Annotated in this window: 19 protein-coding genes; 8 read left to right on the top strand and 11 right to left on the bottom strand. The window is 39.2% G+C overall.

The window, feature by feature from the left end:
- Positions 1–59 precede the first annotated feature (59 nt).
- Positions 60–1,154 carry a FecR family protein gene (locus B9Y69_RS10510; protein WP_085472894.1) on the bottom strand — a complete coding sequence of 365 codons (1,095 nt, stop codon included), beginning with the start codon at positions 1,152–1,154 and terminating at the stop codon, positions 60–62.
- Between the two features lie 90 nt (positions 1,155–1,244).
- Positions 1,245–1,802, bottom strand: a complete 558-nt coding sequence (locus tag B9Y69_RS10505) for an RNA polymerase sigma factor (protein WP_085472893.1) — start codon at positions 1,800–1,802, stop codon at positions 1,245–1,247.
- A gap of 322 nt (positions 1,803–2,124) precedes the next feature.
- Between B9Y69_RS10505 and B9Y69_RS10500 the strand changes: the two genes are divergently transcribed.
- The gene (locus B9Y69_RS10500; protein WP_200811784.1) at positions 2,125–3,177 is read left to right on the top strand and encodes a hypothetical protein; all 1,053 of its coding nucleotides are present in this window, start codon (positions 2,125–2,127) and stop codon (positions 3,175–3,177) included.
- Positions 3,178–3,204: 27 nt separating this feature from the next.
- Here the strand turns inward: B9Y69_RS10500 and B9Y69_RS10495 are convergent, their stop codons facing one another.
- From B9Y69_RS10495 to B9Y69_RS10485, 3 genes are all read right to left on the bottom strand, one after another.
- A complete protein-coding gene (locus B9Y69_RS10495; protein ID WP_200811783.1) occupies positions 3,205–4,362 on the bottom strand; it encodes a hypothetical protein in 1,158 nt (385 codons plus the stop codon).
- Positions 4,363–4,466: 104 nt separating this feature from the next.
- A complete protein-coding gene (locus tag B9Y69_RS10490; protein WP_144036546.1) occupies positions 4,467–5,441 on the bottom strand; it encodes a hypothetical protein in 975 nt (324 codons plus the stop codon).
- Positions 5,442–5,660: 219 nt separating this feature from the next.
- Entirely contained in the window at positions 5,661–7,514 is a 1,854-nt protein-coding gene (locus tag B9Y69_RS10485; RefSeq protein ID WP_234991198.1) for an alpha-L-fucosidase, read from the bottom strand.
- Between the two features lie 229 nt (positions 7,515–7,743).
- Between B9Y69_RS10485 and rnhA the strand changes: the two genes are divergently transcribed.
- Positions 7,744–8,247, top strand: coding sequence for a ribonuclease HI (gene rnhA, locus B9Y69_RS10480; RefSeq protein ID WP_085472889.1), 504 nt, complete (start codon positions 7,744–7,746; stop codon positions 8,245–8,247).
- A gap of 18 nt (positions 8,248–8,265) precedes the next feature.
- A complete protein-coding gene (locus tag B9Y69_RS10475; RefSeq protein ID WP_085472888.1) occupies positions 8,266–9,168 on the top strand; it encodes a DMT family transporter in 903 nt (300 codons plus the stop codon).
- On the opposite strand, the gene B9Y69_RS10470 is transcribed toward B9Y69_RS10475, so the two are convergent.
- Positions 9,165–9,899 carry an SIMPL domain-containing protein gene (locus B9Y69_RS10470; protein ID WP_085472887.1) on the bottom strand — a complete coding sequence of 245 codons (735 nt, stop codon included), beginning with the start codon at positions 9,897–9,899 and terminating at the stop codon, positions 9,165–9,167. The two genes, B9Y69_RS10475 and B9Y69_RS10470, sit on opposite strands and share 4 nt — an antisense overlap.
- A gap of 102 nt (positions 9,900–10,001) precedes the next feature.
- Between B9Y69_RS10470 and B9Y69_RS10465 the strand changes: the two genes are divergently transcribed.
- Together B9Y69_RS10465 and B9Y69_RS10460 are read left to right on the top strand one after the other, a co-directional pair.
- Positions 10,002–12,797, top strand: coding sequence for a S9 family peptidase (locus B9Y69_RS10465; protein WP_085472886.1), 2,796 nt, complete (start codon positions 10,002–10,004; stop codon positions 12,795–12,797).
- Between the two features lie 180 nt (positions 12,798–12,977).
- Positions 12,978–15,167 carry a glutamine synthetase III family protein gene (locus tag B9Y69_RS10460; protein WP_085472885.1) on the top strand — a complete coding sequence of 730 codons (2,190 nt, stop codon included), beginning with the start codon at positions 12,978–12,980 and terminating at the stop codon, positions 15,165–15,167.
- Between the two features lie 78 nt (positions 15,168–15,245).
- On the opposite strand, the gene B9Y69_RS10455 is transcribed toward B9Y69_RS10460, so the two are convergent.
- Positions 15,246–16,334: an SGNH/GDSL hydrolase family protein gene (locus B9Y69_RS10455; protein WP_085472884.1), complete on the bottom strand. Its 1,089-nt coding sequence runs from the start codon at positions 16,332–16,334 to the stop codon at positions 15,246–15,248.
- A 53-nt stretch (positions 16,335–16,387) separates the two neighbouring features.
- Here B9Y69_RS10455 and B9Y69_RS10450 point away from each other — a divergent pair, with 53 nt between their 5' ends.
- The 3 genes from B9Y69_RS10450 (at position 16,388) to B9Y69_RS10440 (ending at position 18,016) form a co-directional block, all read left to right on the top strand.
- Positions 16,388–16,945 carry an NADPH-dependent FMN reductase gene (locus B9Y69_RS10450; RefSeq protein ID WP_085472883.1) on the top strand — a complete coding sequence of 186 codons (558 nt, stop codon included), beginning with the start codon at positions 16,388–16,390 and terminating at the stop codon, positions 16,943–16,945.
- Between the two features lie 111 nt (positions 16,946–17,056).
- Positions 17,057–17,635 (top strand): DJ-1/PfpI family protein, encoded by a 579-nt coding sequence (locus B9Y69_RS10445; RefSeq protein WP_085472882.1) that lies wholly within the window; start codon positions 17,057–17,059, stop codon positions 17,633–17,635.
- Entirely contained in the window at positions 17,636–18,016 is a 381-nt protein-coding gene (locus B9Y69_RS10440; RefSeq protein ID WP_085472881.1) for a hypothetical protein, read from the top strand.
- A 285-nt stretch (positions 18,017–18,301) separates the two neighbouring features.
- Here the strand turns inward: B9Y69_RS10440 and B9Y69_RS10435 are convergent, their stop codons facing one another.
- From B9Y69_RS10435 to B9Y69_RS10420, 4 genes are all read right to left on the bottom strand, one after another.
- Complete coding sequence (locus tag B9Y69_RS10435) at positions 18,302–19,186, bottom strand: AraC family transcriptional regulator (RefSeq protein ID WP_085472880.1); 885 nt, start codon at positions 19,184–19,186, stop codon at positions 18,302–18,304.
- A gap of 108 nt (positions 19,187–19,294) precedes the next feature.
- Complete coding sequence (pruA, locus tag B9Y69_RS10430; RefSeq protein ID WP_085472879.1) at positions 19,295–20,923, bottom strand: L-glutamate gamma-semialdehyde dehydrogenase; 1,629 nt, start codon at positions 20,921–20,923, stop codon at positions 19,295–19,297.
- Between the two features lie 132 nt (positions 20,924–21,055).
- Complete coding sequence (locus B9Y69_RS10425) at positions 21,056–22,783, bottom strand: M64 family metallopeptidase (protein ID WP_085472878.1); 1,728 nt, start codon at positions 22,781–22,783, stop codon at positions 21,056–21,058.
- A 314-nt stretch (positions 22,784–23,097) separates the two neighbouring features.
- Positions 23,098–23,628, bottom strand: a complete 531-nt coding sequence (locus B9Y69_RS10420) for a DUF962 domain-containing protein (protein ID WP_085472877.1) — start codon at positions 23,626–23,628, stop codon at positions 23,098–23,100.
- Positions 23,629–23,688: the final 60 nt, after the last annotated feature.

Genomic DNA, 23,688 nt, shown 5'->3' with positions numbered 1-23,688 from the left:
CGTCAACTGCCGGTTTTATTTATCCGATAGTAAGGATGGTGTTAGCGCATCATCCTTCTTTATTTCTCTTTAATAGTTATTTTTCTTCCATGTATTTCATATTTAAAGGGTTGAACTTTTTGTAATGCGATGAGCACCTGCTCAATATTTTCTCTGCTAAAGGTGGCGGTAAACCTATAATCCTGAAGCGCAGCACCTTCAATCGTAATATCGACATCATACCAACGCTCCAATGTTGGTTTTAGGGAGCTAAAGTCTTGATCCACCAAGACCAATCTGTTCTCTTTCCAAGCAATGTCCGCAACTAAATCTTCCCCTACTTTCTCTGCAACATCCTGAATCGCGATTTCCTTTACAGCAGCCTTCGGCACCGTTTTTTTAATCACATCGGCCTTCGGTTTAACGGCTGTAACTTGTCTATATATCGTTACTTTTTGATTCGGTTTTACAATGATAGAATTTTCATTCTCGCCTTTACTTTTCATCTCAATCAAACCTTCGACCAAAAGCGCTTCGGAACGCATCTCTTCTGGATATGATTTCACATTAAAAGTTGTTCCCAACACACGAATATCAAAATCATTGGTATGGAGAACGAAAGGTTTATCTTTATTCTTGGCTACTTCAAAAAATGCTTCTCCTATTAAATTTACATGACGGTCCTCCTGATTAAAAGCACCTTCAACTTCCAGTCTACTTCCTGAGTTCAACGTAACCTTCGTACCATCCTTTAGTTCGAACATTTTCTTTTCTCCCAGTTTCGTTTCGTAACGCGTAACATTAGCTGACATCTCACGTATCGGTTGCTCTGTAAGAGGTGCGCGACTAAACCATAAATATCCAAAGCCTAAGGCGACTAAAACAGCCGCAACTTTAAGGATATTCATGAAATTAGGACGAAAAGTACGTGGAGCAGACTCTTGCTCTGCAATAGTTTGCTTCATCGCTTCGAGCTGCTTATTCACAGGTTTTTTATGACCGGCAAGTATATGGAAAAGGCGTTTTGCACGCGCTATAGTTTCTGCTTGTTCAGGATGCGTAGCAATGTATTTTTCCCAATAGCTTATGCATTGCTCATTCTCTTCTGCACAATACGCTTGAAACGTATTATCTATCAAGAAATCTTCTACATCCCTGTATTCGTTGTGGTTCATTTCTTAGGCTTTTAATCTATAGTGCCCAGAATAGCACCGATTGCCTAAAGAAAAAGATAAAAAATTTACAATCAACTAAAAATCAATCAATTAAAATTCTTTTAATTCTTCGCGTAAAACTTTTAGCGCATCATATAAGGTGTTGTACGCGGTTTTTACGGTCATGTTTGTTGCTTCCGCAATTTGTTCGTACCCCATTCCTTCAAAAAATTTAAGGTGAACGAGTTGTTTTTGGCGGAACGAAAGTTTTTCTAACGCTTCTTTGAGTCGAAGCTGTATAATTTCATTCGTCTGTACCCGAATAATAAACTCTTCATAGGGCATCTCAATCCAATCATCCTCCGCTTTCACACTTTGCAAAGCCGTATTTATTTTATGTTGCTTCTCGAGCAGTCGCAACATTTTACGTTTTAGGAATGTCATCAGGTATGACTGTACATTCTCGACACGATCCAAATTTTCGCGCTTTTCCCAAATGGTCACAAAAACCTGATCGGTCGCTTCACCCGCAACATCTACGTCCCCGCACGTACGAATACCAAAATTCACCAATTCTTTATATAAGGCACTATAGAGATCAAAAAAAGCGCTTTCGTCGCCGTTTCTAATTCTCTCCCATAATAAGCGATACCCTAATTTACCTTTCATAAAGTTGTGTAGACAATAAAGTCAATTGGTTATTGAATGATAGCGAAGATGTTTATTTTTTTTAGAAAATTCAAAGAATAGGGATTTTTTATTTTTAAATTTTAATTAAAAAAGAGTTTCACCTGGTTACTAAGCTTTTACAAAACACCAAAATATCAAATAATATTTTTAAAAGAGGTATTCCCATATATCCCTGTTTTCAGCCATTTATCTATTATATGAGGTATTTAGTTGGTGGCTACTTCGAATACTTATATCTTCGCTCCAAATAATACGCAATAAATTTAGTCGTGAAGAAATGAAAAACGTATACTTCTTTTTTATGTCCTGTTTTCTAGTTCTTTCTGTGTCATGCAACTCACAAATCAAGACCGATCAAACGAATAGAATAGAAACCGAATCCAATAAAAAAACGATAACATTCGGGGATTTCAAAAAAATAAAAGGTGTCGATAATGTGCAAGAGGTCCCTTTTCAATTATTCACCAAACTAGATTCTGTTCGTTTCTTTACAGCACCAAACAAGGATAGTGCTTCTATGAAAATCGCGTATGGTAAACTTGATAATTACTATGGTTTTGAAGAATTTGAAGATTTCTATTCGATCCATTTTAGTATCGAAAACAACATATCAAACAGTATTGAGGCCTTTGTATTGAAGTCGGAGTTTACAGCTTCGTTCGATTTGACCCTGAAGGGGGTGAACCTGTTGGAGATCAGGAGCAGTACATATATGGATAAAACTGATTTTAACAACAAGTCTTACGCTCAGTATGGGACTGTGGAAGAAGTAACGGCAGATGAATATAATAGTGCCTTAAAATCAAAGATAGATGAGGTTTTTACCAAAAATCCAAATGTGAAACTGAAAGGGAATAATTGGATATCTGACAAAAATGGACAAGAGCAAAAGATTCAACAATACGAGAACCTGGTAACTGAAGATGGCGTATTATCTTACCAATATATTGGACATTCTAATTTCTTGGGGTTAGAAATATTCAAGGAAGACAATCAACATTCCAATAGCTCTTATTACAACTTTTACAATCCTGAAGAAGCGTTCGCAATGGATTTATTTACAGAAGGATATCCACACATTGTTGCCTCCATCAACAGGATTTCCTTTATCAGCAATAACCATGACACGGGTTCGGATTTTTTGGTAGCTCAGTATTTACCTGAATCTAAAAAACAGATCAACCAATTATATGTTAACTTTACTAATTTCAAGTTCGTCGATGAGAAAAAAGGTTTTTGGATAAACCATGACACGTTTTACGCACAAGTTTACCCGTTAAACTCCGCAGCTACAACTGGTAAAAAGCAAAAAACGGCATACATAAAAATCCAAGTAAGAGCTGAACTTTTTTAATGATACACAATAAATATAGATGCCCCTTTAACAGTTATAATACGCTTCAGGAATTATAACTTTTTTTCTTGTCAGTTGACGTAGCCGGGCAGCAAATTGATCGAAGTAATAGGTGTCTTCCGTAAAGATGTATAGATAGTTTCCCGTCGTGAGGTGGACCGTAAAGTCAGCATATCCACCTCCCTTCGCTGGAAGTACATTTTGAAATTCAAAGTGTGCAATTTGTCTACTATCTAAAACTAAGGCCGTATCCACACCTACAAATCCCACCTTTTGATTCAGTTGATCCACCCAAATGCCACTTTTAGCATTTAAAAGTGCCTTTGCTTTTGGTGGAATATGTTTAATGCCATCATTATCCATATGACTAATGCTAATATCCAGTGGCTTGCAAAACGACATAAAATCAGAAATTTCCATCACATCTTCATACGCTTTGTTTTCTAAAAAGGAGGGATATTCCCGAACATTGTAGAAATGAAGTGAGGTACTTCCATCATCATATCCCGACTCTTCGTCGTAGGTATAGCAAATTAAAGCATCTATACCATCCGTAAACTCGAACCGTAGATAACATTGGTCACTCCTTTCATAACCATATTGATCGATATCGACTCCCTCATCTATCCAGAGTTCACGAAGTTCTTTGTAACTCTTATCCGTATTGGTCTCATCATAAAGATCAACGAAATATTCCATGATTGGACGATTGGGAAGCACATTATCAACATACAATTCTAATTGATTGATCAATACCCCTTCGATTCGCACGGGATGTTTGAATCGTAAATATTTAGTGCCATAATCACTAAAATAACCTTCTACCAAACCAGATGCCTCTAGCTCTTCATACGTTGTGTCCCAAGTTATTGTTCTCTTAGGTTCTGTATAGACTTCATAACCTAGATCAGTGTTATTATCGTATTCACGTAATATCTGATAGTTTTGAGATTCCTTTTTTGCCCATATTTTCACTTTTTCATCCTCTTTTTTTTCTTTGCATACCCGCAGAAAAGCTTGGTTATCCAAAGGAAAAAGTTTGGAAAGTTCACGATATACGTCCTCAAAGCCTAGCAGCTCTGTCGAGATGTAATGTTGATGATCAGCAAAAAGAAATAAGTAAGGAACACCCCCTAAGACCTGTGCATAAGCATATCGGAGGGCACCAATATTTGCCGTTTCCATACCTCCCCTTTCTCTGTAAAAAAGCGTGTTATCCGTTATCCAAATTTCTTTATTATCCACTATTTAAGTTGTCTTAAAAATTTATTGAAGCGTCCTAATTTTATCTATTCTTCCGTTTTAAGTACAGTCAAGTTGCTGATTACACTTTTATCTTTTAATGCTCCATTCTCATAGGTTAGAACCTCGTACCCGCCTGATGTTAAAGAACTAATCACTTGACCTTCGTAGGGCTGACCTTTCGCATCATAATTCACCATGGCAAGATAGTTTTCTCTTTTATATGGAACGATATAAGAATCAAATATTCGACCCAAATCCGTTTTCTTTAAATTCTCTGCATCGCTAAAAAATAAATTGCAGATTTTCAAAACATCCACAAGATCCCCATTAAATTCGAATGAAAACTGTGTAAACAATAATGGTAAGAAATCGTCCTCTACTTCCTCTAAATCAGCAGATGTATGTATCACGCAAATAAACTCTTTTAATGCCTGCCCCTCTACATAGTAAACTTTGGACGCATAGGGTACAATCTGATCTTTTTTCTCTACGCTTCTTTTTGATTTTGCTATTAATTTTTTACGAACGTAGTATTCAGCCTCTAAGATCTCATTCTTTTTATAAACCCTAACCTCATTTTCTGTCTGTAAATTAGTAATGGACAACATATCCCCTTTCAGCTGAAAGCTCAATCTATTAAAATAATGCATAGCAAATAAATCCAGAAAAAAACCTACTTGCTTTCCTTCTTGATATTGCTCTATCAAAACTAAATTTTGAGGCAGTTCGCGATATACCGGTCCACTTATTACGTTGTTATCTTGATAGGTTGTTTTTAATGTATATTCAACAGGAATAGATGTTCCATCGGCTCGAAGATAGTCAATAGCATATTTTGCAACCAATGCTCCATTTTGGTAAAAATTGACATAATTCAATTCACCTAAGAGTTTTTCGTCGCTAATTTCATAGCCATTATATGGCTTATTATCTTTCAGTTCTAATTGATATACTTTTTTTGGATTATCAAAGATCCTTATTGTATTTGTTTCTTTTAAATTTGAATTTACTTGTATCATTTCGTTCCAATTTTGTGAACTCGTTACTCCATCCTCTTGCGCGAAAAGCATGACCGAACTGCAAGTGAGTAAAAAAAATATTATACTATATTTAAACATATTGTATCCTTTTATAAAATTACAGGGAATCGATCCACGGATTAAAGATAACGCAAAGCGCCCAATAAAAATATCCCTAGAAGTGGGGATATTTTTATTGGGCGCTTAAATTAGAATAAATTACAGATTACTTTCGATTGCCCCTACTTTCTCACGATATAATTCAATAGGTTTATCCAAGAGAACAGCAATTACCGTCATTTTCTTATCCAACCGTTCTTTTGGCACATCGATATAGATAATACCTGGTATCGCACTCCAATACAGCTTATTAAAGATTTGATGTGATAACATGGAGCCCTCTCCAACAATACGAATCCGTGCAATGGTATTTTTAACTCCTTTTAAAGCAATGGGGCCGGTTGGTACACCGTCTACAAAAAGATAAAGCCTCTGCTTATCTTTAGATAAGGCAGAATATCCCGTATAATGTCCACCAGGTATCCCCGCTGATGCATCATGCAAAATTTCTGCATGCTTCATTACCCAGTCCTTAACCTCGGGCGAGTTAAAGACTAAATCTTTACGCAATAGTTGACCATCCTCCGTGATTGCTCCCTCTAATAAATTAGCACCGAAATCACTCCACCGTACTACATCCTGAATAGCTTGACGTGCATCAGACTGGCTTAAAATTCCGGGCAACGATGGTTTTCCTACCGTTCTATTCAAATCAAAAACTGGCTTTTCCGCAAAATCGATGGCAACTACGGTCACCGCCTCATCAAAAGCTGCCGTCAAAAGATCTACTGTAAGGTCATATCCATTGTATGTAAAAGCCAAAGGTCTAGAAGATTTAGGCTGCCCTACCACACGGATTTCTTTAGGTTTCGATTGTAACCCTAGGAAAGAAATATCGGATGATTTCGCATCTAAGTAAACATAAAGGGTCTTTCCTGATTTCGAAAAGGCGGTCTTATGCCGACCAAATCGTTGATCTAATCCCGTTCTTGTCCCATAAATTGCCTCCCCATGTTTACCTGTCCATCGTTTTAATTCCTTTAAAATGGCAACTTGCTCTTCCGGAATAGTTCCATCTGCTTTCGGGCCGATATCTAACAACAGGTTCCCTCCCATAGCTATACAATCCGCTAACGTGCGGACAATCATATTCGGTGTTTTATAATGTGTATCAAAAGGTTGGTAACCCCAGGAATCATTCATCGTATAACACAACTCCCAATAACGGCTTTCCGGCTTTACCACCGGTACACCTTGTTCTGGCGTATCATAATCGCCATGGTGATTCAAACGTGAATTGATAATAATATTTGGATTGTACTTCCGTAATAAAGCTAGTGTTTGCGGTGCTTGCCACTCCGCGGAACTATGCTCCCAATCGCCATCAAACCAGATAAGGTCTGGGTTGTAATTTTCAGATATCTCCGTTAACTGCTTCTGGTAATAGTTTACAAAATTGTTCCAGCGCTGTGGTTCATCTTTAAGCAGATATCGTTTTCTGGTTCTTGTGTTTACATCATAATATGGATGACTCCAATCTGGGAGTGAAAAATAAATGCCCGTTTTCAAGCCTGCTCCTTTCAAAGCTCCTACAAAAGGGCTGAGTACATCTTTCCGCGCAGCGCTATGCTTTACCGTGGTCGTTGCTTGATCCGCCTTTGAATCCCACAGCGAAACACCGTCATGGTGCTTTGACGTAATAACGGCATACTTTGCACCGGACTCTTTGATAAGGTTGACCCATTCTAATGGTTTGTACCGAGAGGCTGTGAATCCTTCCAGCTGCTTCATATAATTATCATGACTAATATAATTATTAAAAAACGCCCATGATTCCGAAATCCCTTCTACAGCGTAAATTCCCCAGTGAATAAAAATCCCAAGCTTAGCATCATCAAACCATTCCATCTTCGGTTCCTCCTTTTTCGGCGCCTGTACTTTATCCTGCGCAAAACCGGATCCCCCAACCGTTAGAAGAAGCATTGCCAAACTTACTTTTTTCAATATTTTCATAAGTAACTAAATCGATTAATCTGCCATTAAGATATACATATATTTAGGAAGCAACAACAGTTAGAACGTATTAAAATCATGACAATCTCCTTAATCATTGCCAAACTCACTACAGGATAACTTCGCCGGCAATATAACGAACTAGAACTACGTGAAGGACAACATCTAAACGGACAAACAAGTTAATTCTGTTGTGAGTAAAAGCAAATTTATCTAAGTTTGGAACACAATGATAGAATTATATACGGATGGAGCGTCCAGCGGCAATCCTGGTCCTGGTGGCTATGGAACAATACTAAGAACCATTTATCAAGGATCTAACCCTGCATTTCAAGGCAAGTTGATAGAGAAGGAATTTTCGGGTGGTTTTCGGAAGACTACCAATAACCGAATGGAGCTTCTTGCGGTTATCATTGGACTTGAAGCCTTAAAAAATATACACCAACAGGTGACCATTTTTTCAGACTCCAAGTATGTGATTGATGCGATCGACAAAAAATGGGTGTACGGATGGATGCAAAAAGGATTTCAAGGCAAAAAAAACAAAGATCTATGGTTACGCCTCATGAATCTATATAAACATCACCACGTCAAGCTAGTTTGGGTAAAAGGGCATGCAGGGCATCCACTCAATGAACGCTGTGATCAGCTTGCGGTTAAAGCATCCAAAGACAAAGCAAACTGGAAAATAGATTCGGTCTTTGAAATGGAAGAATCAAAAGGACTACTTTAGTTCGCCAGCTTTGGGAAAATGAAGAAAAAAGCTATTCTAATTGGCCTCTTATCAGCCTTATTTTTTGCGGTGACCTTCGTCTTAAACAAATCAATGTCCGACGCCGGAGGCTCTTGGATATGGGCGGCAGCATTCCGATACTACTGGATGGCACTCCTTCTTTTTCCTATTATTCTAGGCCGGAAAGAACTCCACAGCCTTTGGGTTGTCATGCGTGAAAATATGGGGCAATGGTTGCTATGGAGCAGTATTGGCTTTGGCATTTTCTACGCTGGGATTATCTATGCAGCCTCTTATGCTCCCGCCTGGTTAGTTGCTGGAACCTGGCAGCTAACAATCATTGCAGGCATCTGTTTAACACCGTTCCTACAGCGTGGAGAGCGCATTTCACTAAAGACTTGGCTCTTTTCTTTACTCATTATTTCTGGCGTTGTTCTCTTGCAATTACCGGAAGCAAAAGCACTTTCTTTTGATCTATTTCTGAGTAGCGTAGTCCCGGTTTTACTGGCTGCTTTTGCATACCCTCTAGGCAACCGAAAAATGATGCAGCTAACGCAGGGTCGATTAACAACGATGCAACGACTATTTGGGATGACATTGGCCAGCTTGCCTTTTTGGCTATTATGGAGCGTCTATGGCTACTTTACACAACCAGCCCCCACCGTTTCCTTGTTAAGTCAAACTTTTATTGTTGCTCTTTTTTCTGGTGTCATTGCAACCTGGTTGTTCTTTAAAGCAACCGAACTCGTCCGTCAAGAACATAAAAGTCTCGCGGCTGTAGAAGCAACGCAGTCGACTGAAGTAATCTTCGCTCTTGTTGGTGAAGTGGTTATTTTACATGCAGCATTCCCGACACCAGTATCGCTCATTGGACTAGCGATAATAATCGCAGGAATGCTCTTACATAGTTTTAAATCTTAGTTCGCACCATAGCTGGACTTCACTGTAATATTAGCGGTCTTACTTCGCGAAGAGGTATTAAACGCTCCTCCATACGAATATTCCTCATTATCATTCTGTCCGGTGATCTGAAAAATACCTAAATCGGCTTTGATCAAATCCCCTAAGGAGGAACCCGCTTCTTTTGCAATATTGACAGCACGTTGTTTTGCATTTGCAGAAGCTTGTGAAATTAGTTCCAGCTTCAAATCTTCGAGCTTGGAATAATAATAGCTCGGTGAATTCGAACTCAGCTCTAGTCCTTGCGAGATAAGCGTCGATATTTCGCGCGAAGCGTTATCAACTTTATCTAAATCCTTAGACTCTACACTGACATTCTGTAGCAGACTATAGCCTGTAAATGTATTGTAGCTATTGCCACTTCCATCGGAGTGGTAAGAAAATTCTTTATTAATATTGACGGCATTAAATAAGATCTCTTTCGGATTGATTCCTTGCTTTTCCAAAAACTGTCTAACTAAATCTCGATCTTGCTTCAGCTGTTCTGAAGCTTGCGTTAGATCCATTGATTTACGACTATAGGAAGCAGACCATTTTACGATATCGGCTTCAAAATCCTTCTTCGCATTCCCCGTCACATTAACGGTGTTATTAACTTTGTATTTGAACTTATAGGCATTACCCAATACCCATCCAAATATAATTACAGATAGACCTGCAATAACGGCAATAATAATACTGTTTGATTTCATAACGACAATTACATAGAGTACAACGTGTAAAAATGTTAAAACACTAGGTTGAATCTACGCATTTTTATATATTTTACGTTCAAATTCGAAATTTTTTAATCTATGAATCTACAAAAAGCCGTTCTGGGCATATCCTTGCTTACCGTCAGTGTAAGCTATGCACAGAAGAAACCGCTGGATCACAGTGTGTATGATAGCTGGAAAAGTATCAGTAATGTTGAAGTGAGCAAATCGGGACGATTCATCAGCTTCCTTATCAACCCACAGGAGGGAGATGGTATTTTTGAAGTAAAAACAAAAGACAATAATATTCTGGTCCGTGTACCTCGTGCTACCAATGTAAAACTAGCAAAGAATGAAAGCTATTATGTCGGTAGTATTAAGCCTTTATTCCAAGAAACAAGACAGGCAAAAATAAAAAAGAAAAAGGCGGATGATATGCCAAAAGATTCGCTCTTTATATATAATACAAGTACAAAAGAGACCTGGAAAACTCCAGACGTAAAGTCCTTTAAGATGGCTTGGCAAAAGAATGATTTTGTCGCCTACCTAACGGATATTAAGATAGAAGCACCCGTTGATACCACCAAAAAGGAAAAAGCTGCAAAGCCAAAAACATTACCCGCTCTTGTGGTACGGAACTTGGCTACCGGAGATACCTTAAATTTCCTAAAAGCGGATCAATATACGTGGAGTCCCAATGAAAACTTCATCGCTTTTACCAAAAAAAATGAAGCAAAAGATACCGTTTCAAATGACCATGGTCTCTATCTATACAACCTAACAAGTAAAGAGCTTAAGAAAATAAGTAACGGCAAGGGTACATATAAAGAGTTAACTTTTGATGATCAAAGCACGCAACTAACTTTCTTGGCGGATAAATCTCCGGAAAAAGCTTTGTTAAAAGATTTTAAGCTATACTATTACACGCCGACACAAGATAGCGCTCGTGTACTGGCCCAACAAAGTACATCTGGTGTTCCTCAAAATTGGTATGTGAGTGGTGATGGAAAGCTTAATTTTAGCGCTGATGGTCAACGCTTATACTTCGGCCTCGCCCCTATTCCTGCTGTAAAAGACACCACTTTGGTCGACTTCGAACATGCGCAGGTAGATATCTGGCACTGGAAAGATGACTACTTACAGCCGCAGCAGCTCGTAAACCTCAAAAACGATCAGACGAAAAACTATCCGGCCGTTATTTCGCTACAAAGTGGGAACCGCTTACTCGCGTTAGTCGACGATAAATTTAACCGCTCTAGTATCTCTGAAACAGGTACGAATGAGTGGATGTTGGCAAGCAGTGATTTTGGTAATCGCATTGCATCCCAATGGGAAGCCAGCACCCTAAGTGATTTATACCTTGTCTCAACAGTTAATGGAAGCAAAAAAATTATCCTTAAAAATTTTGCTGGCCAAGCTTTCCTTAACCCAAATGGCACACATGTCGTTTACTTTGACCGCGAAAAAGGAAATTGGCACAGCTACGCTATAAGTACCGAAAAAAGTATTGTACTTAACGACGGTATTCCCGTTAGTTTTGTTGATGAAGAAAATGACTCACCAACCTACGCAAGTCCATATGGTACCATGGGATGGTCTGAAGACGGCAACCATATTTACATATATGACCGCTATGATATTTGGCGTTTCGCGCTAAATGGTAAGGATAAACAATTACTTACTAATGGCGAAGGACGTGCTTCTAAAACAGTATATCGTTATATTGATCTAACCAAGAACGATAATCCTCGTTATCGTACCACATTTATCCCAAGCAAGAAGGATATATATATCACAAGTTTTAATGAAAACAACAAATACAATGGTATTTCTGTGATAAATGCGGCAAAAACTCGAAAACCGACAGAATTAACAAGTGAATCTTATACTTTTAAAGCTTTTAATGCCTCAGAGGACGGAAAAACTATCGCTTTTACAAAAGAAAACTATAATTCTTCACCAGATTTATATGTAACCGATAATTTCAAGAAACAAGAACGTTTTACCACAATAAATCCGCAACAGGATGATTACAATTGGGGAACAGCGGAATTAGTGCAATGGACCACCCCTCATGGCTATGCTGCCGAAGGGATTTTGTATAAACCAGAGAATTTTGATCCGAATAAAAAGTATCCGATTATCGCTTATTTTTACGAAAAGTTAACGGATGGATTATATACGTACCAAGCACCGGCACCAACACCTTCACGATTGAATATCCCTTACTTCGTAAGTAACGAGTATCTTGTTTTTGCACCAAACATCAGTTATGAAATTGGGCACCCAGGTAAATCTGCCGAAGAGTACATTAATTCAGGCATGCGCTTTTTAGCACAAAACTCATGGGTTGACTCGACAAAAATGGCAATTCAAGGTCAAAGTTGGGGTGGCTATCAGGTTGCTCACCTGATTACCCGAACCAATATGTATGCTGCAGCATGGACTGGTGCTCCTGTAGTAAACATGACATCAGCCTACGGTGGCATACGTTGGCAGACGGGGCTTTCCCGTCAATTCCAATACGAACGCACACAATCACGTATCGGGAAAACGCTTTGGGAGGCAAAAGACCTGTACCTGGAGAATTCACCTCTATTTTATATGGACCGTGTAACGACACCGGTCGTTATTATGCATAACGACAATGATGGTGCTGTGCCATGGTACCAAGGAATTGAAATGTTTACGGCCTTACGTCGACTGGAAAAACCTGTTTGGATGTTAAATTATAACAATGATGAGCATAATTTAATGAAAAGACAGAATAGAAAAGATATCCAGATTAGACAAGCTCAGTTTTTCGACCATTATCTAAAAGGAAAAGCAGCTCCAAAATGGATAACAACTGGAGTTCCTGCAATAGAAAAAGGAATAGACTGGGGTTTTCAATAGAAAAATTAAAAAAATATTATCAAAAAAGGCTTATTGTTACAAAACAATAAGCCTTTTTACATTTTAAACATCACAATCCCTTTATTTTTACATTTTGTTATTGATTTTTTAAAAATTAATGTAATTTTACAAAACAAAACACCCATAAACTGTATAACAAAACTTAGTTTACCAAGAAAAATGTCAAGTTTAAGATTTAAAGCAACCGAATCAGCAGGATCAAGACTGTTGGATGAAGCAGAAAAAGTAGAGACCTTAAAAGCAACCGCTATTTACGCTAAGAATGTATTTACAATTGCTAAGATGAAAGATTATCTTTCGAAAAGCACCTATAAAGAACTCGTTCAGCGCATAGAAACAGGAAGCCAAATCTCCAGAGAGATTGCAGAGCATATCGCACAAGCAATGAAAATATGGTCTATTGCAAATGGTGCAACGCACTATACGCACTGGTTTCAACCACTAACAGGAACAACAGCTGAAAAGCACGATGCTTTCTTCGAACCGGATGACAATGGTGAGGCTATCGAAAAGTTTTCTGGTGATTCTTTGGTACAACAAGAACCTGATGCTTCTTCTTTCCCTAATGGTGGTATTCGTAATACATTCGAAGCTAGAGGTTATACAGCTTGGGATCCGTCCTCTCCTGCTTTTATCTTCGAAACAGTTGCAGGTAAAACGCTTTGCATACCAACGGTATTCGTTTCTTATACGGGTGAATCGTTAGACTATAAAGCTCCTTTATTAAAAGCTACTGCTGCAATCGATAAGGCTGCAACAGAGGTTGCACAATATTTTGATAAGTCAATCACGAAGGTAAATGCATCGCTTGGTATCGAACAAGAGTATTTCTTGGTTGACCTTTCTTTATACAATGCACGTCCAGATTTACAGTTTACAGGTCGTACTCTATTCGGCCACATGTCTGCAAAAGGGCAACAATTAGAAGATCATTACTTCGGCGCTATTCCGGAGCGTGTTCTTGCTTATATGGTTGATTTGGAAAATGAGGCCCTAAAACTAGGTATTCCATTAAAGACACGTCACAATGAAGTTGCTCCTTCACAATTTGAATGTGCACCGATGTATGAGGAAATGAACTTAGCCATCGATCACAATCAATTGTTGATGAACTTAATGGAGCAGATTGCAATCCGTCATCACTTCAAAGTATTGTTACACGAGAAGCCTTATAGTGGCGTTAATGGATCAGGCAAGCACAACAACTGGTCATTAATTACCAACACAGGCGTTAACTTACTATCTCCAGGAAAAACGCCTAAAAACAATTTGATGTTCTTAACCTTCTTTGTGAACACAATCAAAGCTGTTTTTGAATATGCAGATCTTTTACGCGCGTCAATAGCGAGCCATAGTAACGATCACCGTCTTGGTGCCAACGAAGCACCTCCGGCAATTATCTCTATTTTCTTAGGTTCTCAACTGGATGAAATCTTAGACGAGGTAGAGTCTGCTCGCGTAGCTAAAAAAGTAAAAAATGATGCCAACCTTTGGCATGGTATTCCTAAAATACCGGAATTAAAACTAGATAACACAGATCGTAACCGCACTTCTCCTTTTGCTTTCACAGGCAATAAGTTTGAGTTCCGTGCCGTAGGTTCTTCTGCAAACTCAGCACAACCAATGACGATCTTAAATGCAATCGTAGCGGCTCAGCTGATTGAGTTTAAAAATGAAGTAGATAAACAGATCAAAAAAGGCACGAAGAAAGATCTTGCTTTATTGAATGTTATCCGTAAATACATCAAAGAGTCTAAAGCAATTCGTTTTGAAGGAAATGGTTACAGCGATGAATGGGCGAAAGAAGCGGAAACTCGTGGTCTTTCAAACATCAAATCAACGCCAAAAGCATTAGATATTTATGTTAAGGACGAAACAATTGCGCTTTTCGAACGTTTAGGTATCTATAACAAGCGTGAATCAGAAGCACGCCATGAAATTTTATTAGAGAATTTTTATAAAAAACTACAAATTGAGGCGCGTATTATCGGTGAAGTTGTGACGAGCCAAATTGCCCCAGCATGTTTTGTATATCAAAATGAGTTAATTTCGAACGTTAAAGGTCTGAAAGATTTAGGATTGGCAAAAGAAGCTTACAGCTCACAGCTAAACTTAGTCGAACGTATCTCGAAACATACGAACATTATCTTGGAACAAGCGGAAGCAATGAGACAAGCGCGTAAAACGGCGAACAATATTGATGATATTCGTGAACGCTCTATCAGCTACGATGAAGTGGTGAAACCTTATTTTGATGAGATTCGCTACCACGTTAATAAATTAGAGAAGATTATCGACGACGCAAAATGGCCATTACCGAAATTACGTGAACTATTGTTCTTACGCTAATTTTAAGATAGACTACTAACCACCTATTATATCTAGACCCCTCCTATTTCTTGGAGGGGTCTTTTTTATAGGATCTTTCTACAATAATTTACGAAGAAGCTTGGTGTAAGCATCGGCGATCTTCATCATCCCAATATCATTGGGATGCACATAATCGACTGTAGAATTAATATCCAAACCAATTTCTCTGTTGCTAAGCAAGTAAATATTCTTAAAACCATCTCGCTTCAGGCGACGAAAAACCTGTTGTCCAACACGACTGGTTTGTTCAAATCTCGCATTAAGCTCATGGTTCAATATAGAACTATTAAAGCCGGAGCTATGCTCCGTAAGCACGATCGGTGTATGCGGATGATGCTTTCGTAGGTAGCTGAAGGCATGATACACCAAACTATCTAACTGTGCTTCAGATCGCTCCGGAATAACACCTAAATTTGGAAGACAATCTAATACAATTATACTCGGATCTGCCTTTGCTATAAGCTCCAAAATAGGATCTTCCAAACGACCATTCCCCGAAAAAGCGAGGTTAACCACGGGAGACTGTAAATTACGAGCTAAAATATTTGTCCACCCTAAACCCGGGCGAGAAGCACAAGCGCCTTGTGCAATGGATGTACCATATATAATAATGGGCTTTTTATTACTTTGCACTTCTTTAAAAATACGCCCTTCGGGTACACCGATCTCCATCCACTCCACCGTATTGTATAGGGGTAGATAAAGCTGATAAAGACGGTCTAAATCAGACCCTATGCTTCGAAAAGTATAGCTGATTGTATCCTTAAACGAATAGTTTCCAGCAGACCACAGCCACCCTCCTTTCTTGCGATCCAACATATAAAGATCAACTCCACTTACTCCGGTGGACGGCATATGTGGCATATTGAGTGCTCCCTTTACCTTGTAGCGCACAACAATAGAATCAGCATCGGTTGTAAAGTCAATATGCAAACCAGCACTATTCGTACCTAAATACCACACTGGAGGACGCACTTCCGCTTGTAAATTATCCGGTAAACGGCCATACTTCGCAGTAGCTTCTGTGGTGGTTTGTCCTTGCACAAATTCGGGAGTCCGCCACACAAGTTCGTTTTTCTTTTGTGAGAAAACAGATAAGCAGACTAGCAAACAAAAAAAGGTTAGGTTTAGATTTTTATTAGGCATAATGTGTGTTTATTTTGACCACACAAGATAAAAAAAATGTCTAAATTTAACGTATGAAAATATTAGCGTTTGCAGGGAGCAACAGCTCAAACTCTATCAATAAAAGGCTGGTAACAAGTGTCAGTAAATACTACAAGGAACCAGACGATGTGATTGAAATTTTAGATCTTAACGATTACGAGATGGCAATTTTCTCGAAAGATCGAGAAAAAGAGAGTGGTATTCCTCAACTGGCCTACGATTTTGCTGCAAAAATTGATGAAGCAGACTTTCTTTTAATCTCTTTTGCTGAGAATAACGGTAATTATAATGCGGCGTACAAAAACTTGATCGACTGGGTTTCGCGCATCCCCAATCGATTACCATATAAAGACAAAAAAGTATTTATCATGGCGACCAGTCAAGGTCGGCGCGGCGGACAATCGGTTTTGGATATCGCAACAGCGCGCATGCCCTATGATGGCGCGACAGTATTGGAAACCTTTAGCTTACCTGAATTCAACAAAAACTTCGAAGATGGCAAAGGTGTTACAGATGTGCTCCTCCGTAGTCAGCTAGAAGCAAAAGTTCGAAAAACAAAACGGATGTTAGCTGCAGAGTCTGCTGAGTAACGGTGTTAGAGCAGCAATCACGCGCAATATTTATTTCAATTGTGTGCTGGTTGTATATGCCTGTGTATAGATACTCTAGATAAAAGAAACATAAACTAAAAAATATATATTATGGCTAAGAGAGTTTTATTAATAGTTGGTGACTATGTTGAAGATTACGAAGCAATGGTACCATTCCAAGCAATGGGATCAATAGGTATCGAGGTCGATGCTATTGCGCCGGATCGTAAAAAAGGAGATGTCGTACCCACTGCGGTACACGATTTTACAGGAGACCAAACGTATAAAGAACTGCGTGGACATAATTTCGGAATCAATAAAGATTTCGATAGTGTAAATCCCGCGGATTACGATGGTTTATATATTGCAGGCGGCCGTTCAGCGGAGTATATCCGTTTAAACAAAAAGGTAATCGAATTTACACAACACTTTTTCGAGACGAATAAACCCGTTGCTGCAATTTGCCACGGAATACAAGTCCTCACAACAGCACGTGTATTGGGAGGGCGTACCTTAACCGCTTACGTAGCCGTTGGTCCAGATATCGAACTGGCAGGCGGAACATGGAAGAATATCCCAGCAGATCAAGCTATCGTTGATGGAAACTTGGTAACCTCGCCGGCATGGCCTGGACACCAAGCTATATTAAAAGAGTTTTACAAACTATTAGGAATTAGTATAACAGCGTAGATGACAAAGAAAAAACGGTATTGGTGGATTGTTATTGGTTTGGTAGCCATCCTCGGATATGGTATCTGGGAAGCTTTTAACCAGCCTTCCATCAAAGATCTACCTGGCAAGTTTGAGGAAGTCGCTTTTGTACGTAATGAACAAAACAAGGGTGGTATTATCCGAATTTATGCTGTCGCAGTCGGCGATATTGGACAGGCAGATTTTGAAGCCTGCGCAGATTTGTTTCCCACAAATGATTATGGCAGTATGACAAAGGTGTATTTCTTCGATAAACAAAAACCCTACCCAACTGCACTGACTATTGATACGCCACATTTTGACGGTAAACAATACGAAGCAATCATGATCCTGAAACGTTCGGGAAGTGACAAGAAGTAGTTGGTAATTGGTAATTGGTAGTTTGTAGTTTATAGTTTGTAGTTTGCTGTAGAGACACAAACCTCGGAGGACTCAGCGCAGCTATATTTTGTATCTGACGGTTGGTAGTGCGATAGATATTAATGGGTAGTTCCTAGTTTTAAGTAATCTTAGGGGCTACCCTTACAGTCCCCCACCTCCTACAAGCCTCCGCTGGCGCGAGCTTGTAGCTTGTGTCCCATATTACAATAAAAGCACAAGTTGAAAAACCTGCTTACACTTCTTACCCCCTTAACTTCTTCACTTTTATTCGTGCACGGTATGTGCTAAAATAAACTGGCTCGGCGATATTCCCATTATGCTTCGAAAAACGCGATTAAAATGAACTGCTGTATTAAAACCACATTGATAAGCAGCCTCTGAGATATTTTCCGTCCGTTTGTTCACCAACACCTGACACGCCTTTTCTATCCGAATTTCATTTAAGAATCCAACGAATGTTTTCTTTGTATGTTTCTTAAAGAACTTACAGAAAGCAGTGGGTGTCATATGGATCAAAGAAGACACCTCCTCCACGGTTACATTTCGTTTATAATTATCTAAAGCATGCTTAATAACAGCATTTATGCGAAGTCCATCTGAGTCTTGAAAATCAACCTTATTAAGGCCAGAATAAATGGAAACATAATGCTTCTCTTGAGCCAGTAAAAAACGAAAAACTTGAATAACCTTCAACAGCTTAGAAACTCCTTCTTCTGCATTTAAACTCACAAAAAGCTCTTTGATTGCATGCGCATAAGAGGCAGGTAACGACTTACTTGTATCCAAATTATAGAATAAATTCTTTACCGCATGTAATTCCGTCATATCAAAGAAAGAACGGAGCTTCTCGAGGGAGAAAAACAAATGAACGATATGAACCGTACTGTTATCGGCCAGACTTTCATCTTTAAAAAAAAGATGAGGCTCATTCGGCTTGATCAGGAAAAGTTCGTCTTCATCACAGGGTCTAATCAAATTTCCAAGCATCAACGACCCTTTACCTTTTACAATATAGCTTACTTGAAACTCCCGATGTCTATGGTAATAACCATAAAAATCAGTCCCGATATCTTCCATCGTGTAAAAAGCGCCATCACCATGTGCAGGGACCGTAAATTCTATCGGTTTCCGCGTTTCTTGATTTTTCATGTACAAATGATACTAGCCAAATATGTGCAGAACAGCAAGGAAAGGTTTATCAAAAAAGGTTGCTTAGTCCCTTTATACAAAGTGCCTAAGCAACCTTTAAACAGGTTATTAACCTAAGAAAGGATATCTATAATCTGTATCAGGATTAAACGTTTCTTTGATCGTACGTGGAGAAACCCAACGTAATAAATTGATCATCGACCCCGCTTTATCATTAGTTCCTGAACCACGAGCGCCACCGAAAGGCTGTTGACCTACAACGGCACCTGTACACTTATCATTGATGTAGAAGTTACCCGCCGCATTGCGTAACGCATTTGTTGCCTGGTCAATTGCATAACGATCTTGCGAGATAATAGAACCTGTTAAAGCATAGATCGATGTTTGATCAACGAGCTTCAAGGTCTCCTCCCACTTGTTATCATCATATACATAAATTGTCAAAACAGGGCCAAACAATTCCTCCGACAATGTTTCGTAATCAGGGGTTTTAGCTAAGATTACAGTGGGATGGATAAAGTATCCAGTTGACTTGTCATATTCACCGCCAATAACCACTTCAGCATCCTTTGAAGACTTCGCTTTATCAATGTAGCTCGTGATTTTATCAAATGCTTTCTCATCGATAACAGCATTAATAAAATTACTGAAGTCTTCTGTACCACCGATCTTAAAGGATTTAATATCTTTCTCCATCAATCCTTTCAACTCATTCCACAATGAAGCCGGTACATAAGCTCTAGAAGCTGCCGAACACTTTTGTCCTTGGTATTCAAAAGCACCTCTCACTAGCGCTGTATTCAACACATTGATATCTGCTGAAGGGTGTGCTAGGATAAAATCCTTACCACCTGTTTCTCCAACGATACGTGGATAGGTTTTATACTGATGAATATTTTGTCCGATTGTTTTCCAGATATCCTGGAATACACCTGTAGATCCTGTAAAGTGAATACCTGCGAAATCAGGGTGTTTGAAAATTACATCACCTGCATCAGGGCCCGAGACGTAGATCAAGTTGATAACGCCATCCGGAAGACCTGCTTCTTTAAAGATTTGCATCAATACATTTGCGGAATAAATCTGCGTATTAGAAGGTTTCCAAACAACAACATTCCCCATCATAGCAACACAAGAAGGTAAGTTACCTGCTATGGCCGTAAAGTTGAATGGCGTAAGTGCAAAAACAAATCCTTCTAGCGGACGTTGTTCTACCCTATTCCACACACCTTTACTATTTGCTGGTGGCTGTTGTGCATAGATCTCTGTCATATATGCGACATTAAAGCGCAAGAAATCAGTAAATTCACATGCCGAGTCAATTTCTGCTTGATATGGGTTTTTAGACTGACCCAACATAGTCGCCGCGTTTAATTTATAGCGATATTTCGAAGAAGCTAATTCAGCTGCTTTTAAGAAAATAGCAGCACGTTGCTCCCATGGTAGGTTTTCCCAATCAGCCTTAGCTGCTAACGCCGCATTAATTGCGTCTGTTACATGGCTTTTCGAGCCTTGGTGATATTGGCCCAATACATGCTTATGGTCATGTGGAGGCGTTAACTTACCTAACTTATCCGTGCGGATTTCTTTACCACCAATATACATCGGTACATCCACCTCTTGCGCTCGTGCTTCAGCAATAGCTGCTTGTAGCAATTCTCTTTCTTTAGTTCCAGGTGCATACGAATAAACAGGTTCGTTTGTCGGCACAGGAACATTAAAAAATCCTTTCAACATAGCTTATATTTTTTTGATATAAAGTTCGACTTTGTCGGGCAAAATATGTTAACACATACTAGTTAACAATATACGTATTTTGCCCAAGCAAATATTAAATCCTTCTTAAATAACGAAAAATACGTTATAATATTACTTAATTTCAATAATCAAAGGTGCACTCACACAGGTCATCTCATTATCGACTTTCTGCACCGATATGTGCTTTTCTCCATCCCCGATCTTTAACCGCATCACGTTGTTAAATTTCCCACTGCGTACGTATTCATCGCTGAACTCATCCCATTCATACAAAACTGTTCCATCCATCTTCTTCCATAAGAAGCTATACCGTGTGTCCGCCTTTTCCAACAATGTTATAGTAACAGTTTTTCCATCCTTTTGTTTCTCAACCTTATAGTTCTTAGGCGCTTGGATTTGCGGCAACACCTCCACACTAATTGGCACACGATCTGATTTTTTACCCTTCCAAACGCTCTCTACAAAATAGACTGTAGATTTCGTTAATTTCGGGCTCACCAGATTCGTACCTACTGCAAAGGGCGTTTTACCCTCAACACTATCGTACCAATTATACTGCACTCCGGCTTCTGGCTGTTTCATGCTCAGCGCCTGATAACCGGCATAGCATGTTTCCAAGGTATCGCCCCAAGTCGACGCAGGTAAACGCATAGCATATTCCATATTGGCATTAATATTCCACTTCACCTCATAGCTATAAATTTGCTTACTTGGTGTACGCACTAAAGTTGTCGTATCGCGAACCTCTGCACGTAGCACATTATTTCCAACATCAAACTGACCCGGGTTCAGATAAATAGAATCTAAATCGCTTGCGATCTGTATGTCGTTCAAAAACCATTTCACGCGTAACGTATTTGGAGAGGGCTTCAACAATTTTAAGGCAAACAACCCCACTGAAGCAGCATCAACTTGCGTATCTAAAGCAGGCTTCGTTCCAGCTATCGGATCGGCTTTTTGATGAATTGTTTCTACAAATACTTCTTGACAGACACTGCAGAAGGGGGCAACCAGATACTGCATTTTACAAAACTCATGTGGACGGAACCACTTGGCAGGCGAATTATTTCCACCATAAGCATAGATTCCCACCCCGTTAATACCTAACCAGTGCCTCCAAGGCACATGCTTAGGGTCGGCCGATTGTGTTCTATTAGGTCCTTCTATCGCATATTGATTCCCTGCCCAGTACTCATCAGCTAAAATCGCAAAAGAATGGCCGATCTCGTGTACCGCGATGTCGTTACTGGAGGCATTCACTGTGGCCGTTGCGTACTTCCCACCAGAGCCTCCATAAAATGGAGAATTAACCAATATAACAACCTGCGTATGATTGGGTATATTATCCGCTAAGACCTTTTCTATGACATCATTTTTCTGCGGAATTACAAGTCGGTGCAAGCCATAGTTGTCAAAGCTGCTACCAAAAATAGTATTCGGCTGTGCTTCTGGAACAGCGATACGTTTCGGAAAATCATTAAACCGCGCCGGCAAGTCTTTGTGCCCATGTTCAACCTTTGGACAATCATCTGCCGTTCCAGCGTGGGCCGCTCCCGATTCCTTCGAGGGCGTATTTATAGCAAACACATTAAAGAAATTGGTGTACTGACGAAAAGGCTCCGTCTTAAAAAAATAGTCTGTAAACCGTTTGGCATCTTCATGAAAAGCCCCCATCTCCTGTTGCGTGTAGCCATCCGCCAAAATAACCAAGTTTACCACCTTCTTATCGGTCCCCTGATACTGCAACGTATCGATTGGGTATTTTTGTGCGTATACAGCACAGGTTGCACCGATTAGCACCACAACCGTTGAAATCGCTCTATAAATTATTTTAAACATCGTGTATGAATAAAGAAACCTATCTCCGCACCCTTGTTGCAAAGATAGGTTAAAAATATAAGTCAAAATGTAAGTAAGGGTTCTGGATATAATACCTATCACAACTTAGCTATACCAAAAGTAGCAAGTTAAATACGATTCGTTTTAACACATATTCCCCACCCCTTAACCGAAATTATCCGTTTAAGACAGATATTATTCATTTCTAAGCAAGCAGGAACTATTAAGTGGTTATTTGAGGTATTGAACTAAAAAAAATCCCTCGACTATGGAAAGCCGAGGGATAGATAAATTATACTTATTTTAATGGGTTTCTAGTACTTAATTTTCAGTTTGTCAAACACTTTTGACCATAACCAAATCGGACCAATACATATCAAATGCCATAGATCCCGTCCGTAGACTGCTTTTTTTTCTTTTCGCGTGATGGCAAACAAACCACCGAGGCCAATCAATGCCAACAAAGCACATACTAACCACACTGCAGGCCCGCCATCGCGTTCCAGATATTCCAATTGCACCACAAAAAAACTCATAATACCGATCGTAAATAACATCGCATACGATAACGTGGGTGCCAACCGCAGATAGAGATAGATGACTACCGCAATATAGAACGAACCCCAGTTCAAAAAAGTATGCATATTCATACGAACTAAGAAATTAAATTGTGGAAATGGGATCATCCAGACCAACCCCATCACACCAAAAAACAAAAGAACAAGAGAAATCGCATAACCAATTTTACTACCTACAGCAAAATTCTGATCCAAATAATAAAAATGACGTTCTACAGGACGTTCAAACGTAGGCTCTTTCATTATCTTGCTATCCTTTTTCTTCATGGCGCAAAGGTAAGCATTATTGTAGGAAAAATTTCATTTTCAAATTATTCATCCGTCGTC

Origin of the sequence: Sphingobacterium psychroaquaticum, assembly GCF_900177625.1 — a bacterium.
GTDB classification, from domain to species: domain Bacteria; phylum Bacteroidota; class Bacteroidia; order Sphingobacteriales; family Sphingobacteriaceae; genus Sphingobacterium; species Sphingobacterium psychroaquaticum.
Note: the sequence above shows the minus strand (reverse complement) of the source record. Positions and strands in the feature narration are given on the sequence as shown.

Excerpts from the sequence above, each read along its gene's own strand:
- B9Y69_RS10510 (WP_085472894.1), bottom strand. The coding sequence starts at position 1,154 with ATGAACCACAACGAATACAGGGATGTAGAAGATTTCTTGATAGATAAT.
- B9Y69_RS10505 (WP_085472893.1), bottom strand. The coding sequence starts at position 1,802 with ATGAAAGGTAAATTAGGGTATCGCTTATTATGGGAGAGAATTAGAAAC.
- B9Y69_RS10500 (WP_200811784.1), top strand. The coding sequence starts at position 2,125 with ATGTCCTGTTTTCTAGTTCTTTCTGTGTCATGCAACTCACAAATCAAG.
- B9Y69_RS10495 (WP_200811783.1), bottom strand. The coding sequence starts at position 4,362 with ATGGAAACGGCAAATATTGGTGCCCTCCGATATGCTTATGCACAGGTC.
- B9Y69_RS10490 (WP_144036546.1), bottom strand. The coding sequence starts at position 5,441 with ATGATACAAGTAAATTCAAATTTAAAAGAAACAAATACAATAAGGATC.
- B9Y69_RS10485 (WP_234991198.1), bottom strand. The coding sequence starts at position 7,514 with ATGAAAATATTGAAAAAAGTAAGTTTGGCAATGCTTCTTCTAACGGTT.
- rnhA (WP_085472889.1), top strand. The coding sequence starts at position 7,744 with ATGATAGAATTATATACGGATGGAGCGTCCAGCGGCAATCCTGGTCCT.
- B9Y69_RS10475 (WP_085472888.1), top strand. The coding sequence starts at position 8,266 with ATGAAGAAAAAAGCTATTCTAATTGGCCTCTTATCAGCCTTATTTTTT.
- B9Y69_RS10470 (WP_085472887.1), bottom strand. The coding sequence starts at position 9,899 with ATGAAATCAAACAGTATTATTATTGCCGTTATTGCAGGTCTATCTGTA.
- B9Y69_RS10465 (WP_085472886.1), top strand. The coding sequence starts at position 10,002 with ATGAATCTACAAAAAGCCGTTCTGGGCATATCCTTGCTTACCGTCAGT.
- B9Y69_RS10460 (WP_085472885.1), top strand. The coding sequence starts at position 12,978 with ATGTCAAGTTTAAGATTTAAAGCAACCGAATCAGCAGGATCAAGACTG.
- B9Y69_RS10455 (WP_085472884.1), bottom strand. The coding sequence starts at position 16,334 with ATGCCTAATAAAAATCTAAACCTAACCTTTTTTTGTTTGCTAGTCTGC.
- B9Y69_RS10450 (WP_085472883.1), top strand. The coding sequence starts at position 16,388 with ATGAAAATATTAGCGTTTGCAGGGAGCAACAGCTCAAACTCTATCAAT.
- B9Y69_RS10445 (WP_085472882.1), top strand. The coding sequence starts at position 17,057 with ATGGCTAAGAGAGTTTTATTAATAGTTGGTGACTATGTTGAAGATTAC.
- B9Y69_RS10440 (WP_085472881.1), top strand. The coding sequence starts at position 17,636 with ATGACAAAGAAAAAACGGTATTGGTGGATTGTTATTGGTTTGGTAGCC.
- B9Y69_RS10435 (WP_085472880.1), bottom strand. The coding sequence starts at position 19,186 with ATGAAAAATCAAGAAACGCGGAAACCGATAGAATTTACGGTCCCTGCA.
- pruA (WP_085472879.1), bottom strand. The coding sequence starts at position 20,923 with ATGTTGAAAGGATTTTTTAATGTTCCTGTGCCGACAAACGAACCTGTT.
- B9Y69_RS10425 (WP_085472878.1), bottom strand. The coding sequence starts at position 22,783 with ATGTTTAAAATAATTTATAGAGCGATTTCAACGGTTGTGGTGCTAATC.
- B9Y69_RS10420 (WP_085472877.1), bottom strand. The coding sequence starts at position 23,628 with ATGAAGAAAAAGGATAGCAAGATAATGAAAGAGCCTACGTTTGAACGT.